8 protein-coding genes are annotated in these 15,798 nt (G+C 43.0%); 6 read left to right on the top strand and 2 right to left on the bottom strand.

The window, feature by feature from the left end; all coding sequences use genetic code 11:
* The first annotated feature begins 5 nt into the window (after positions 1 to 5).
* From KSW37_RS00700 to KSW37_RS00710, 3 genes are all read left to right on the top strand, one after another.
* Complete coding sequence (locus tag KSW37_RS00700) at positions 6 to 1,514, top strand: HsdM family class I SAM-dependent methyltransferase (RefSeq protein ID WP_217313088.1); 1,509 nt, start codon at positions 6 to 8, stop codon at positions 1,512 to 1,514.
* Positions 1,515 to 1,600: 86 nt separating this feature from the next.
* Complete coding sequence (locus KSW37_RS00705; protein ID WP_217313087.1) at positions 1,601 to 2,707, top strand: PDDEXK nuclease domain-containing protein; 1,107 nt, start codon at positions 1,601 to 1,603, stop codon at positions 2,705 to 2,707.
* A 135-nt stretch (positions 2,708 to 2,842) separates the two neighbouring features.
* The gene (locus tag KSW37_RS00710; protein WP_217743412.1) at positions 2,843 to 4,426 is read left to right on the top strand and encodes a restriction endonuclease subunit S; all 1,584 of its coding nucleotides are present in this window, start codon (positions 2,843 to 2,845) and stop codon (positions 4,424 to 4,426) included.
* Here KSW37_RS00710 and KSW37_RS00715 read toward each other — a convergent pair.
* Positions 4,406 to 5,815: a restriction endonuclease subunit S gene (locus KSW37_RS00715; protein ID WP_217743413.1), complete on the bottom strand. Its 1,410-nt coding sequence runs from the start codon at positions 5,813 to 5,815 to the stop codon at positions 4,406 to 4,408. The two genes, KSW37_RS00710 and KSW37_RS00715, sit on opposite strands and share 21 nt — an antisense overlap.
* Positions 5,816 to 5,875: 60 nt before the next feature.
* Here KSW37_RS00715 and KSW37_RS00720 point away from each other — a divergent pair, with 60 nt between their 5' ends.
* Positions 5,876 to 6,682: a tyrosine-type recombinase/integrase gene (locus KSW37_RS00720; RefSeq protein ID WP_217313084.1), complete on the top strand. Its 807-nt coding sequence runs from the start codon at positions 5,876 to 5,878 to the stop codon at positions 6,680 to 6,682.
* Between the two features lie 230 nt (positions 6,683 to 6,912).
* Here KSW37_RS00720 and KSW37_RS00725 read toward each other — a convergent pair whose 3' ends face one another.
* Entirely contained in the window at positions 6,913 to 9,387 is a 2,475-nt protein-coding gene (locus KSW37_RS00725; protein WP_217313083.1) for a glycoside hydrolase family 127 protein, read from the bottom strand.
* Positions 9,388 to 9,849: 462 nt separating this feature from the next.
* Between KSW37_RS00725 and KSW37_RS00730 the strand changes: the two genes are divergently transcribed.
* Together KSW37_RS00730 and KSW37_RS00735 are read left to right on the top strand one after the other, a co-directional pair.
* A complete protein-coding gene (locus KSW37_RS00730) occupies positions 9,850 to 12,561 on the top strand; it encodes a beta-L-arabinofuranosidase domain-containing protein (RefSeq protein ID WP_217313082.1) in 2,712 nt (903 codons plus the stop codon).
* A 183-nt stretch (positions 12,562 to 12,744) separates the two neighbouring features.
* Entirely contained in the window at positions 12,745 to 15,780 is a 3,036-nt protein-coding gene (locus tag KSW37_RS00735) for a SusC/RagA family TonB-linked outer membrane protein (RefSeq protein WP_217313081.1), read from the top strand.
* Positions 15,781 to 15,798: the final 18 nt, after the last annotated feature.

Raw genomic sequence — 15,798 nt, forward strand, 5'->3', positions numbered from 1 at the left:
ATAAAATGAGTTTATCTAATTTCGTAAAACGAGTACGCAATATAATGCGCAATGATGCCGGTATCAACGGTGATGCGCAACGCATAGAACAAATGGCGTGGATGCTGTTCTTGAAAGTCTATGACGAGAAAGAGAATGATTGGGAGTTGGACGATGATGATTACAAGTCTATTATTCCTGAAGAATGCCGTTGGCGCAACTGGGCACATGACGATGGAAGCGGTAATGCCTTGACTGGTGATGAGCTGCTTTCGTTTGTCAACAACACATTGTTTGTGAAACTCAAAAACATAGAGATAACACCAACTACCCCTATCCGTCAGGCGATTGTAAAGACAACTTTTGAGGATGCCAACCAATATATGAAAGATGGCGTTCAGCTCCGCCAGGTGCTTAATGTGATAGACGGATTGAATCTTGGTGACTATGAAGAGAGTCATGCTTTCGGTGAGATATATGAGACTATCCTTAAAGAAATGCAGTCGGCTGGTTCCTCTGGTGAGTTCTATACCCCAAGAGCCTTAACAGAATTTATGGCAGAAATCGTCAATCCGCAGATTGGTGAAAAAATGGCAGACTTCGCTTGTGGTACAGGAGGTTTCATCACAAGTTGGTTGGGTGAATTGGACAAGAAGGTAAAGACTGCTGAAGACCGCAAAGAGTACAATCAGTCTGTATTTGGCATAGAAAAGAAACAATTCCCGTATATGCTATGTGTGACAAACCTGTTGCTGCATGGTATCGACACGCCATTGGTATATCACGACAACTCGCTTACCAAAGATGTACTCAACTATACAGACGAAGATAAGTTTGATGTAGTGTTGATGAACCCTCCATACGGTGGCAACGAGAAGTCGGATGTCAAGTCACACTTCCCTTCAGATATGCGCAGTAGCGAGACTGCCGACCTCTTCATGGTGCTTATCATGTATCGCTTGAAGAAAAATGGCCGTGCTGCTGTCATTGTTCCTGATGGTTTCCTTTTTGGAGCAGATAACACAAAGATTGCCATTAAGACAAAGTTGCTCAGGGATTTCAACTTGCACACCATTATCCGTTTGCCTGGCAGTATCTTTGCACCTTACACTTCGATTGCCACGAACATTTTGTTCTTCGACAATACCAGTGCGGATGGTGCTCCAGAAGGTTATTCTACAAAGAAAACGTGGTTCTATCGTTTGGATATGCCAGAGGGTTACAAGCATTTCTCCAAGACAAAGTCCATGAAGTCGGAACATTGCAATCCAATCCGTGAGTGGTGGAACAACCGTAAGGAGATTATTATTGCTGATGGTGACGAGAAATCTCGTTGCTATTCGGTTGAAGACCTTATCGCCACCGATTGCAACTTCGACTTGTGCAAGTTCCCGAAAGAGGATGAAGAAATCTTGCCTCCTGCCGAACTGCTTGCCGACTATTTCAAGAAGCGCAAGGCTCTTGATCATGAGATTGACAAGACTTTGGCAGAGATACAGCGTATATTGGGGATAGAAGTGAAAATTGATGAATGACAAGATTTGTGAGACGCCGTCTCACAAATTCAGAAAAGCAATGTTGTCATTGCTTTTCTGAATTTCAACAGCAAAAAAGAAAAATAATGGCAAATAAAGAAACAGAAAAACCAATATTCGTAAACAGAGACCTATCCATACCTTCTGCAGAATACAAGAAGTGGATTGGCGAATTGACCAAGCGTTACAAACAGTCACAAGTAAAAGCAGCGATAAAGGTCAATGAAGGCATGCTTCGCTTCTATTGGTCGCTTGGGCGTGATATAATGCTTATGAAAGCAGAGGCAAAATGGGGAACAAGTGTTTTAAAAAATCTAAGCTTGGACTTACAGCATGAGTTTCCTCATAGTAGAGGTCTCTCATATACCAATCTTAAATATGCCAGACAGTGGTATGCCTTTTATAATTCAAGTCAAGTAAATCGCCAACAACTTGTTGGCGATTTGGAAATGCCAGAGGTGTTTGCTTATGTACCATGGGGACATCACATCTCAATTATCTCTAAATCAGAGAGCATAGAAGAAGCGATGTTTTATATTCACAAAGTAGTAAGCGAGAATTTGAGCAGAAATGCATTAAATCGCTGTTTGGATTCACACCTATATGAGGCAGTTGGAAGTGCCCACACTAATTTTTCAGACAAGTTACCTGCGATACAGGGAAATCTTGCTAAGGAAGTATTAAAGAGTCCATATAATCTGGACTTCATGCAGATGCAGGAAGAATACAGCGAACGTGAGTTTGAAGAGAAATTGTCAAGGCACATAACTGAGTTTCTGTTAGAGTTAGGGCAAGGATTTGCTTATGTGGCAAGACAAAAAGAACTTGTCATGCCATCAGGAAAGGTCTACCGTCCAGATATGATTTTCTATCATATTAAGTTGCGCTGCTATGTGGTAATCGAATTAAAAGTAGTAGATTTTGAGCCTGAGTTTGCAGGTAAGTTGAACTTCTATGTTTCTGCTGTTGACGAATTGATGAAAGGGGCAGATGATAATCCTACTATTGGGCTACTCATTTGCAAGCACAAGGATGACATGACCGTAGAATGGGCTTTCAAAGGTGTCGATCGTCCATTGGGCGTGGCCGAATATGAGAATGAGATTCTTAAAGCAGTGGAAATGTTGCCAACTCCAGAGGAGATAAAAGAAAACCTCAAGTTGGAAGCAGAATTAGATGAAGACAAGAAATAGTTATAATTCGCCAACAAGTTGTTGGCGAATTATAAAATGTGGAACACTGTCCCACAAATTAGTCAAGCATTGCTTGACCAATTCAAACTCAGAGGCAGTCCAATAACTTTTAAAGATACATTGAAATTATAAACAATGAACGGCAAACAATTAAAGAACAGCATATTACAATGGGCGATACAGGGAAAACTTGTACCGCAAGACCCTAATGACGAACCTGCAAGCGTTTTGCTTGATAAGATTCGTCAAGAGAAAGAACGCTTGATTAAGGAGAAAAAAATCAAGCGTGACAAGAACGCATCCATTATCTACCGTGGTGAGGACAATTCCTATTATGAGAAGTTGCTTGCTACGGGAGAGGTGAAATGTATCGATGAGGAGATTCCATTTGAAGTGCCTAAGGGGTGGGAATGGTGTAGATTCTCAAGTTTGTATCTATCTTTAACTGACGGAACTCATTCTACACCCAAATATACACTTACTGGTATTCCTTTTATCTCTGTAAAGGATATTAGTTCTGGAATTATTGATTTTTCAAATACAAAATATATTTCAAAAGAAGAACATCAAAAACTTTCAGATAGATGTCATCCTCAAAAAGGTGATTTACTATTGTCAAAAGTAGGAACTACGGGAATTCCCGCTTTGGTAACAACAGATAAAGAGTTTAGCCTATTTGTCAGTGTCGCATTGATAAAACTTACTCAAAACAAGTTTAGTAATGAGTTTCTGGTATTTATGATTCAATCACCATTAGTTCAAGAACAAGCCAAAGAAAATACAAGAGGTGTAGGAAACAAGAACTGGGTTTTATCTGCAGTATCAAAAACACTAATGGTTGTACCACCACTTGAAGAACAAGAAAGAATAAAAAACAGGTTGAATCTAGTTCTGCCATATATAGAAAGATATAGTTCTTCGCAAGATAAATTGGACTTACTTAATGTAAATATTGTGACATACTTAAAGAAGTCCATTCTTCAAGAGGCTATTAAAGGAAAACTCGTCCCACAAATTGCCGAAGAAGGCACAGCGCAAGAACTGCTTGAACAAATAAAGACAGAGAAGCAGAAACTCGTTAAAGAGGGCAAGCTAAAGAAGTCTGCCCTCAATGACTCTGTTATTTTCCGTGGTGACGATAACAAGTATTATGAGCAGATAGGCAAAAAGTGTTTGGATATAACTGATGAAATACCATTTCCAATTCCCAATAATTGGGCTTGGAGTAGATTATCATCAATGTGTTCTATAGTAAATGGATTTACCCCTTTGCGTTCAGAATCAAAATTTTGGGATTGTGGAACTATTAACTGGTTTACTGTTGAGGACATAAAGAATCAGGGAGAAATGATATATTCTACAAAGCAAAAAATAACAGATGAAGCAACATCTAAAGAGCGAATAGTAAGAGCAGGCAGTGTATTGTTATGCTGCACAGCATCAGTAGGACAATGTGCATTAGCAAAGATTGATTTGACTACTAATCAACAATTTAACGCTCTTACAGTAAAAGATGTCAATAGATTTATATTAACAGATAACTATTTATTTTGGTTTGCCAAAACACTGAAGGCGACACTTCAGCGACTATCTGGGAAGACGACATTTGAGTTTGTTTCGGTAAAAAAAGTTGGAAATATTTTGATTCCAATACCTCCATTTCAAGAGCAGCAACGAATTGTTGCCCAAATAGAAAAACTATTTGAGCAACTGCGTTAATTGATTAACCTTTTCCACTATTCGCTTTTGCTCTGCGAGTGGTGGAAGAGGTACAAGATACGCCTTTACTGTTTTCGTGGCTAACTCTTTTTGTTTTGTGCTGCCATCAGATTTGTCTTCTATAACAGATTGTACAGTATAACTTGAAAAATAAAAATACAAATATTTTGCCATTGCATAGTGCTTATATGAACGTATTACAGTCACATGGCTATCTGCCACCGCCAATTCGTATGGATTAAGTCGTGAATCGTATATAGCCATTCTTCCCAATGTACCTAAACCTGTAGAGTTCCACATTAAGTCTTCGTCTTTCAAGAATTGTTCTTCACTATAAGATGACACGCTTTGTGGATCAATGAATTTAGCCTTTTCTAGAGAGAAACCTGACCATTGATTACATTTTTGTGCCACAACAGGATATTTCTTAATGTCACTATATTTGGGTGACTTTCCTCTATGAATGTATGAGCAAATATCATCAAGACGAACCCACACCCAGTTCTCCGGTATCTCAAACGGAATCTCTTCATCAATGCACAGAACCGACTTACCTATCTGCTCATAGTACTTGTTATCGTCATCACGGAAGATGACAGAATCGTTGAGGGCAGACTTTTTTAGCTTGCCCTCTTTGACGAGTTTCTGCTTCTCAGTTTTTATTTGTTCAAGTAGCTCTTGTGCTGTTCCTTCTTCTGCAATTTGCGGCACGAGTTTACCTCGAATAGCTTCTTGCAAGATTGACTGTTTTATAAGTTTGGGAATACTTTCATTTAGTTCGTCAAGTTCATCTTGCACTTTCTCATAATACGCTATTATAGGTGAGATATTTCCTAATTGCTCTATGATTCGAATTTGCTCTTTATATGGAGGAATAGGAACAAGAGTCATTTTTATTATATCTGTATTGAGGTTTGGTTGAGCTGTACCTTGGTTGATGTTTCTGTACAAATCTGTCATATAGCAGAAAAACCAATATACATAAAGTTTCAATCTTTCATCCAAAGACAAAAAAGCTGCAACACCGTCATTAAATGTCGTGTCAAATGTACATATTTTGGGCACGCCCAATGTAGCACCACTATTAGTTAATAAAAGGGTTCCTGCTTTAACCAAACGAGTTTTACTTAGTCCTGCTTCTTTTATTGTTGAAGAAAAACTCTTCACATAAATAGATGATTCTCTAGTCAAATCTGCAACCTTTAGAAAAGGAATTGAGCCATCATAAAATATAGGACTGCCTGCAGGACGAGGTGAGCCACCTCTTACAACATCAGCTAATGATGCTATTCTACACCATTCCCACCCATTAGGAACATCAAATGGTATCTCCTCATCAATGCACTTCACCTCCCCTGTGACGAGCATCTTCTCATAATAGGAACTCATAGAACAATACCATGCCTATTTATATGGACAACTTTATGTTTTACTAATAAACGAATAGAAATGGAATTAGACAAATTTGAAGAGTTCCTAAGTCAAGGCAATATGGCTAAGAACACGATTTCGGCATATCTGTATGCCGTAAAGGAGTTTGGCTCTCAACACAAAGAGTTGAACAAGAGAAACTTGTTGGTTTACAAGACCTACTTGATTGAGACTTACAAACCAAAGACGGTGAACCTCCGTATTCAGGCGTTGAACAAGTACCTTGTATTTGTGGGCAAGACGAAACTCCGCTTGAAGTCGGTCAAGGTGCAGCAACGTTCTTATTTGGAGAATGTCATCAGCAATGCCGACTACACCTTCTTGAAGAACAAGTTGAAGAAGGAAAACAACTTGGAGTGGTACTTTGTGGTGCGTTTCTTAGCTGCGACTGGTGCCAGAGTGAGCGAACTTGTGCAAATCAAGGTTGAGCACGTGCAAGTAGGCTATTACGACATCTACACCAAGGGTGGCAAGATACGGCGTATCTATATCCCCAAGACATTGCGCACGGAAACAGAAAAGTGGTTGCAGACACTCAACCGCACAAGTGGCTATCTCTTTCTTAATCGCTTTGGCGAGCGCATCACGACAAGAGGCATATCACAGCAGTTGAAGAACTATGCGGTGAAGTATGGCTTGAATGAAAAAGTGGTGTACCCTCACTCGTTCCGCCATCGTTATGCCAAGAATTTCTTGGAGAAGTTCAACGATATAGCCTTGCTTGCCGACCTCATGGGACATGAAAGCATAGAGACAACACGTATCTATCTGCGAAGAAGTAGCTTGGAGCAACAAGAAATCGTAGATAAGGTTATCACTTGGTAAAATGCCAATAAAGATTCATGTAAAACGTTTTATCATATGACATGCATATATAAACGACAACAAATCAATACGTCAGTAAATCATGTTATCATCATATTGGCAATATATGGCAGATAACCCCTAAAAATAAAGAATTGCCATATCCCTAACAGCTTTGTAATCAGAGAGATTACTGGCTGGTATGGCAATATGGCAATTCTTGAAAAAAAAATATTTAAAAATAAATCTTGTTACTTCACGCTCCACTCAAACAAACCACAGGACAGAGTCTCTGGCTGCTTCAGTTCGAGCTTCACAGCCTTGGTCTTCACTGGGTCGAAATTCACGATGCAGGCTACACCTCGCTTGCATGGATAAGCATCGGCTCCTGGAACTTCCTTCCAGTTGCCTGCCTCGTCCTGATAGTAGAGCTTCCAGCTGTCTGGCACCTTGCAACCGCCCCATGGCTGGTCGTCGTACCAATATACGGTGCTGGTCTTGATCTCCTTGTTATCAGGGAAGGTGTAGGTAATCCACTCTGTAGTGTTCTTCTTAGGCCACCAGTGGATGTATGGGATAGAGCGGTCGTTCTCATCGGCAGGCACCAAACCATCTGTAATACTGCTCTTGGCTGGTACAGGAGAAGAGAATTCTACCTTAGCCTGTGCTGCGAGAGTTGCAGGAGCTGATGGCTTTGCTGCCTTGACATCCTGTGGCAACCATACCTTCATGTTGCCGTTGCCACGATGAGCCCAGGCGAAGTATGGGATGAGGGTCAGGGTCTGGTCCTTGGTGCTCAGCTTGCCGCTCTTGTCGTAGGCGAGGGTCTGCACATTCTCGGTCAAGGTCTCCATGTTCTGACCCTTATAGAGTGTCAGTACATTCTTATATTTAGGGTCGATGAAACCATCGTACGAGAGTTTGCCCTCAGCGAACTGAGGTTCGCGGTTCTCCAGGATGCTCATGATGTCGAAGCCCTGGTTGTCTGGCCACTCTGCGCAATATACGATAGGACCACGCTCGATGCTGATGCAGCCACGGTCGGCCTCTACCTTGTTGTTGGCACGTACGGTGCGCGCCTCCATATCGAAGTGAACGCGAACCACATCGCTCTTCTTCCACTTGCGGTTGATGGTATAATAGCCATCCTCTGTCACCTTGGCCTCTACCTTCTTGCCGTTTACGGTGATGGTATAGCCCAGACGCTTGTCGTCGCTGTAGTAGTAGAGGTCTGATGGTACTGGCTGACCCTTTACCCAGCCCGGGATGCGGATTTTCATACCGAACTGACCAGCCTTGTTGTCATCTACCTTGATGGCGATGTCTCCGTTCCAAGGGTACTGTGTATCCTGACTCAGGGAAACCTTCTTGCCGGCTACTTTCAGAGAAGAAGAGTTGCTGAGGAAGAGGTTGACATATACATTCTTATCCTTTACAGCATATACATAGCCCGGGAGGGATGGCAGGAAACGGCAGATGTTGCTAGGGCAGCAGGCACAGCCGAACCAAGCCTGACGCTGATGCTGACCCATACTCTCCAATGGGTTAGGGTAGAAGAAACCGCCGCCGTCCATGCTCACACCACTGATGAGACCATTGTAGAGGGTGCGCTCCAAAACATCGTAATACTTACTCTCGCCGTGGAGGAGGAAGAGACGGTAGTTGACATAAACATTGCCGATAGCTGCGCAGGTTTCGCAGTAGGCACTCATATTAGGCAGCTCGTAGTTCTTGCCGAAAGCCTCGCCGTTGTTGGTGGCTCCGATTCCTCCGGTGATGTAGAGCTTCTTGCTCACGATGTTGTCCCAGATGCGGTCGATGGCGTGGATATAGGCGGTATCGCCGGTGAGGGCAGCTACATCTGCCATACCAGCATACATATAGGTAGCACGTACGGCATGACCTACAGCCTCGTCCTGTTCCAAAACCGGTTTGTGGCTCTGAGAATATTCCTGTTTGATAGATGTCTTGCCACGGTAGTCGAGGAAGAACTTAGCCTCTTCGAGATATTTCTTGTTGCCTGTAGCGAGATAGAGCTTGCAGAGTGCCATTTCGGCAATCTGATGTCCCGGTACCACGCAAGCCTGTCCTGGGTTAGGACCTACCTCGCGAACCACGCAGTCGGCATAGCGGATAGCGATGTCGAGGAACTTGCGGCTACCTGTAGCCTGCCAGTGAGCCACGGCACCTTCTACCATGTGCCCCAGGTTGTAGAGCTCGTGACTCAAATCCTCTTCCTTGCTCCAGCGCTTGTCGCCTGCCCAGAAATGAGGATGCTTCGGGTTCTGTGTACGGGCGGTATAGAGATATCCGTCAGCCTCCTGAGCCGGAGCGATGATATCGAGCACACTGTCGATATACGCCTTGAGTTTCTTGTCTGGGTAGGTCTGAAGCACGTAGCTGGCACCCTCGATGGTCTTGTATGGGTCGGTATCATCGAAGCTCAGCGGCATCAGTTTACCTACATCATACTTCTCGCTAGGATGTGCAGCGCGTTCAAAGTTCTTATATCTTCCCTCTGATTCGCATTTGCTGAAAGCCAGCGGGATGGTCACCTTGCGAGAGGTTTCGATACGCTGTCCCCAGAACGTATTGTTCCAAACCTTTACTGATGTGAAAGGCACCGGAGTGATAGGATAACCACCCGAGTTCTTGTTTACCTTCTGTGCCGAAGCAGGCATCAATGCCAATGCCGCCAAGGCTGTTGTCATCAAAATCTTTTTCATGTTTTTTACTTTGAACTTTGAATTTTGAACATAGAACTTTATGATTAGTAAAGCTCAATGTTCTCTTTTCAGTATTCTTGATTATTATTTTTTAATTCTTAATTCTTTTTGGGGATGTATTGGCATCGAAAGTCTTTTCTGCAGCCTCCTGTTCCCAGTTATAATAACGGAGATTGGTGAGGGTAAATTGTTTTTCGCCTGCAAGAATTTCCAGTTTTCCTTCAGAAAGATTGGCAATACCTGTATTATCGGATTACCATAAGTTTTTATTTCTGTTGCAAATTTACGAATAGAATTGTTTATGTAATGCAAAGTAAGCCCAAAATGATGAAAATTTCGTATCACAAGTATCCAGTTAGACGATAATTGTATCTTTATGTACGATAATTTTAGGACTTCGTTGATTTTTTCTGTTATTTTGCAAGCGTAAACAAAAACGTATCATTTTTAAACCTAGAAGATATGAATTCACAGCTGTTCACATTATTAATAGGAGTAGCTTGTTTGCCTGGAATGACAACAGCAGCCACGGTTTATCGCACCATCTCTAAGGTGGAGGCAATATCAGAGGATTGTCCGGTGGGCACAGCTCCCCGACTTCCTAATCTCGTGTGGGTAACCTATTCTGATGGTTATTCAGAGTATCGGCAGGTACGCTGGGCTAACGCTCCGCTTGCTGATGAGCAGGCTGAGGCTGATGCGCAGAAACATCCTGCCGGGAGCCAATATGAGATAGGTGGTTTTGTGATTGGTGATGAGACTACTGACAATGGTTATCCTGTCAAGGCACAGATCAAGGTGGTGGCTGAAGGCTATCAGACTCCAGAAAAGGAAGTGGCTCATACCTTCTCACTCGCTGATGTGAGCATAGATGGTGACAACCGACTCACCCACAACCGTGATGAGGCACTCCGTGAGATCTGTTCCTGGGATGTTACCCAACAACTCTACAACTATCGCGATACCTACGGACTCAGTACCGAAGGGTATACCAAGAGTGATGGCTGGGATTCGCCAGACACCAAGCTCAAGGGTCATGGATCTGGCCACTATATGTCGGCAATCGCACAGGCATACGCCGTGGCAACTAATCCTGAACAGAAGGCAATCCTCCGCAAGAACATCATCCGAATGGTGAATGAGTTGCGAGAGTGTCAGGAGAAGACCTTCGTATATAATAAGGAACTGAAGCGCAACTGGGAGGCTCGTGATTTCGCTCATGAGGCTGAACTCAGAGAGATGAAGGGCACCTGGGCTGCTTTTGATGAGTATAAGAAGCACCCTGAACAGTATGGTTACGGCTATATCAACGCCATTCCGGCTCAGCATTGTGCTCTGATTGAAATGTATCGTGCCTACAACAACTCCGATTGGGTTTGGGCACCTTATTACAGCGTACACAAGCAACTTGCCGGTCTGATAGACATCGCAACCTACTTTGATGATAAGGAAATCTGCGATAAGGCTCTCCTCATCGCCAAGGATATGGGACTCTGGGTATGGAACCGCATGCACTACCGCACTTACGTAAAGCAGGACGGCACCCAGGATGAGCGCAGAGCCAAGCCGGGCAACCGCTACGAGATGTGGGACATGTACATCGCCGGTGAGGTGGGAGGTATGAGTGAATCGCTCGCCCGTCTTTCTGAGATGGTTTCCAATCCGGATGAAAAGGCAAAGCTCCTCGAGGCTGCCAACTGTTTCGATGCGCCTAAGTTCTATGATCCGCTGAGCAAGAACATCGATGACATCCGCACCCGCCATGCCAACCAGCATATTCCGATGATTATCGGAGCGTTGCGCAGCTACAAGAGCAACCATAAACCATACTATTACAATCTGACTGAGAACTTCTGGAGACTGGTGCAGGGCAGATACATGTATGCGATGGGTGGTGTAGGAAATGGAGAGATGTTCCGCCAGCCATATACCCAGATTCTGAGTATGGCAACCAATGGACTGCAGGAAGGCGAATCGCAGGCTTATCCGGATATCAACGAAACCTGCTGCGCGTATAACCTCGTCAAACTGAGTAAGGATTTGAACTGTTATAACCCTGATAATGCGCAGTATCTCGACTATATCGAGCGCACGCTGTACAATCAGATTATCGGTTCCCTCAATCCGGACCAGTATCAGACCTGCTATCAGTATGCGGTAGGATTGAATGCCACCAAACCATTCGGCAATGAGACTCCTCAGAGTACCTGCTGCGGCGGTACAGGTTCTGAAAACCATACCAAGTACCAGCAGTCGGCTTATTTCGCCAACGATCATACCCTCTGGGTAGGTCTCTATATGCCAACCACCCTCCACTGGAAGGAGAAGGGTGTGACCATCAAGCAGGATTGCCTGTGGCCGGCACAGCATTCAGCCATCAAGATTACGGAAGGCGAGGGCGATTTCACCCTGAAACTCCGTGTACCATACTGGGCAACTCAAGGTTTCTCCATCAAGGTGAACGGCAAGGAAGTGGCAAAGAGCTATCAGCCTAGCACCTATGTAGAACTGGAGCAGAAGCACTGGAAGGTGGGCGATGTCGTAGAAATCGACATGCCATTCAGCAAGCATATCGAATATGGTGCCGACAAGCTTTCGAGCGATGTGGCAAATCTGGACGGTACTCCGCTGAAGACATCCTGGGTAGGAACCCTGATGTACGGACCATTGGTGATGGCAGGTACAGGCGCACAGACCTGGAATCAGGCTACGCTGAACATCGACTCCCGATTGAATAATATCACCGTGGGCGAATCGAACGGCGTGACAACAGGTGCAGGAGCCAATCTCCTTACCCTGAAGCTGGATGGCAAGGAATTCCAGCCAGACTATTATCGCAACGCTAACAGTACCCACTACTACCGCATCAACCTGACCGATGCCAAGAGCAAGAAGAGCAAGAAGGTAACCCAGAATGAACTGGAAGGCACTACTGCCATCCTGAACCGTGCTATCAACACGATGCGCCCTGGCAATCTTGCAGAGATGGAAAATCTCAGAGAACTTTCCGGTCTGCTTCGCCGTGCCGGCTGGCCTGATGAAAATACCAGCGCAGAACTAAAGGATGCCATCAGTTATGGCAGAATGGTTCAGAAATACGTGACCGACGGAAGTGGAACCCACGACATGATTCATGCCGCTGTGGAAAAACTGAAGAAGGCGATGAAACAATAACCCCAAAAATATAAAAGGCAATTTCTGAATAGAAATATAGGCTAAAAGGCGAAAATATCGTCTAAAATACCAAAATTAACGATATTTTCACCTTTTTAGACGATTTTGTGGCGTAATATGCTAAATATTATGTTACTTTGCAATCGAAATTTAAAAGAAGAATAAACCTAGCAAAAATAGAATATGAGACAGACACAAAATATTTCAGGCTTTGGATATAGCCAAGCTTATGTAAAAGCCATCGCGTGTTTGATCCTTGCATGTGGAGGAGCATTATCTACTTTAGCAGCAAGCGAGACCTCATCAACCCCTAAGGTAGAAAATGTTCAGCAGAACGATGTTACCGTAAAGGGTGTAGTGAAGGATGCCAATGGTGAAGCCATCATTGGTGCGAGTGTTATTGAAAAAGGTAACGCCAAGAATGGTACTGTTACCGATATTGATGGCAACTATACCTTGAAGGTAAAACGTGGCGCAACCTTAACAATCTCCTATATCGGATATGTAAATCAAGAGACCAAAGGCGGTGATGTGACACTTCAGGAAGACTTGAAGTCTTTGAACGAAGTAGTCGTAATCGGTTATGGTACCCAGAAGAAGGGGGATATCACTTCTGCCATTACCAGTATTAAGGCGGAAGACTTTACAACAGGTAAAGTGAAAGATGCTGCCGAGTTAATTAAGGGTAAGGTTGCTGGTTTGACTATTGCCAATGGTTCTGGTGACCCTAATGCAGAATCTACCATCCGTCTTCGTGGTGTGATTTCCTTGAATGGTAGTAACACGCCTTTGGTTCTTGTAGATGGTATTGAAGGTTCTCTTAGTACTGTAGCTCCTGAGAATATTGCAAGTATTGATGTTTTGAAGGATGCTTCCGCTGCTGCTATCTATGGTACTCGTGGTGCTAATGGTGTTATCATCATTACCACTAAAGGTGGTCAGCGTGAGTCTAAGACAGAAGTAAGCTATTCTGGCTATGCTTCTTTGTCAGCTTTTGCCAAGACTCTTGATTTCATGGATGGAGCAGATATCCGCGAAGGTAAGACGGATTTTTCGGATAAAGGTTATGATACAGATTGGTTGGATGCTATAACTAGAACAGCATTTAGCCATAATCATAATGTGTTAATTCATGGCGGTAACAAGACTACTACTTATTCAGCAGATTTTACTTATCGTAAGGATGAGGGTGTCTTTTTGGATACCTATAATGAAAATATGAAGGCTAGTTTCGACTTGAGCCATTGGATGCTTAACGATATGGTAAAGATTCAAGTAAATCTTTTGAAAACATGGCATGAGAATGGTCCTATCGATGCTGCTGGTCAGATGTTATATCGTCAGGCTATTATTCGTAATCCTACGGAGCCAATCTATAATGCTGATGGTAGTTACTGCGAGAATTTTGCCGTAAACTATTATTATAATCCATTGGGTATTATCAAGGAGCACAAGGGACAGTATAAAACTGAAACTACTCGATTTACAGGCTCTCTTATATTTGAACCAATTAAGGGCTGGCAGACTAAGGCTATGTTCTCTACGGATCGTTTCAACAATCATGATCAGACCTATTATACTTCTAAGTATTATAGTCAGGCTTCCGAAAACCATACAGGTTACGCTTCCCAGAATTATGATACAGGTCAGACCGATAATTTCGAGTTGACAAGCAATTTCAACCATCAGTTTGGTGAGCATCGTTTTAATGCGCTTGCTGGTTACAGCTATCAAGAAGACACATGGTATGGATTCAGTGGTAACAACTATGATTTTCCTACCGATATGTTCGAGTATAACAATATGTATATCGGTGCAGCTCTTAAGAATGGTAAGGCGGGATTAAATAGCTACAAGAGCGAGTCGAAGTTGATTGGTTTCTTTGGACGTATCAGTTACGGCTATGCTGATAGATACAATATTCTTGTCAGTGTTCGTCATGAAGGCTCTTCTAAGTTTGGAGCCAATCATAAGTGGGGAACTTTCCCTTCTGCATCACTTGGATGGACTATCAGTAATGAAAAGTTCATGAAGGATGTAAAGTGGGTGAACAACTTGAAACTTCGTGCTGGTTTTGGTGTTACAGGAGTAATTCCTAATGACCCTTACCAATCATTGACTCGTTGGACATATGGTAGTAGCAGTATAAATCCTACTTATTATTACGACAATAACAAATGGAATCTTGGTTTGATTGTAAACTCAAATCCAAATCCAGATTTGAAGTGGGAAAAGTCAACAGAGTTCAACATAGGTTTGGATTGGAGCATCTTGGGTGAGCGATTGAGTGGTACTATAGATGTTTATAAAAAGACCACAAAGGATATGCTTTGGTGGTATGATGTACCAACCCCACCAAACTACTATAAGCAAACTCTTGCCAATGTGGGTGAGATGCGTAACCAAGGTATCGAGGCTTCTGTTACGGCAATTCCTGTTCGTACAAAAGACTTTGAATATAAAACAACTGTTACAGTTTCTCATAACTCAAATAAGTTGATCAGTTTGTCAAATGATCTTTATGAAACAGCCAATCAGCGTGATGAGGCTTATTTAGGTGAGCCAATTTCTATGTCTACACAGCGATTGGAGGTTGGTAAGTCTATTGGTAATTTCTACGGAATGAAATCTGTGGGTGTTTCAGAGAATGGCTTGTGGATGATAGAGAATGTTGAGACTGGAGAGGCAGAGGAGTTTAAAGACAATATGTTGTCTAATGACAAGTATCGTCAGTATTTAGGCAATGCTCTTCCTAAGGTGTATATGGGATGGACTAATGCATTCCGTTACAAGAACTTCGACTTGTCTTTGCAGTTCACTGGTCAGTTCGGGTTCAAAATCTTGAACGAGGCTCGTTGCTACTACGAGAATAACTCTATAGCATACAATCGTTTGAAGTCGGCAAATGATGAGCCTTACGGATGTGGACATAAGTTGTCTTCAGCACAAAAGCAGGCTTTTGTCAGCTACTATCTGGAGAATGGTGATTTCTTGAAATTGAGCAGTGCAACTTTGGCTTATAATGTGCCTCTTAAGGAGAATAAGTATGTAAAAGCTGCTCGTGTTTATCTTTCAGGAACAAACTTGTTTACTATTACAGGTTATAAAGGATTGGATCCAGAGTTGACCAATAAGGATGTGCAAGCTTCTGGTATTGATTGGAGAGATAAGTATCCGTCCATTCGTACCTTTACATTGGGAGTCAATCTTACATTCTAACAATTTTAAGTGTTATAG

The organism is Segatella copri, from assembly GCF_019127135.1.
Classification (GTDB): Bacteria; Bacteroidota; Bacteroidia; order Bacteroidales; family Bacteroidaceae; genus Prevotella.

Excerpts from the sequence above, each read along its gene's own strand:
- KSW37_RS00700 (WP_217313088.1), top strand. The coding sequence starts at position 6 with ATGAGTTTATCTAATTTCGTAAAACGAGTACGCAATATAATGCGCAAT.
- KSW37_RS00705 (WP_217313087.1), top strand. The coding sequence starts at position 1,601 with ATGGCAAATAAAGAAACAGAAAAACCAATATTCGTAAACAGAGACCTA.
- KSW37_RS00710 (WP_217743412.1), top strand. The coding sequence starts at position 2,843 with ATGAACGGCAAACAATTAAAGAACAGCATATTACAATGGGCGATACAG.
- KSW37_RS00715 (WP_217743413.1), bottom strand. The coding sequence starts at position 5,815 with ATGAGTTCCTATTATGAGAAGATGCTCGTCACAGGGGAGGTGAAGTGC.
- KSW37_RS00720 (WP_217313084.1), top strand. The coding sequence starts at position 5,876 with ATGGAATTAGACAAATTTGAAGAGTTCCTAAGTCAAGGCAATATGGCT.
- KSW37_RS00725 (WP_217313083.1), bottom strand. The coding sequence starts at position 9,387 with ATGAAAAAGATTTTGATGACAACAGCCTTGGCGGCATTGGCATTGATG.
- KSW37_RS00730 (WP_217313082.1), top strand. The coding sequence starts at position 9,850 with ATGAATTCACAGCTGTTCACATTATTAATAGGAGTAGCTTGTTTGCCT.
- KSW37_RS00735 (WP_217313081.1), top strand. The coding sequence starts at position 12,745 with ATGAGACAGACACAAAATATTTCAGGCTTTGGATATAGCCAAGCTTAT.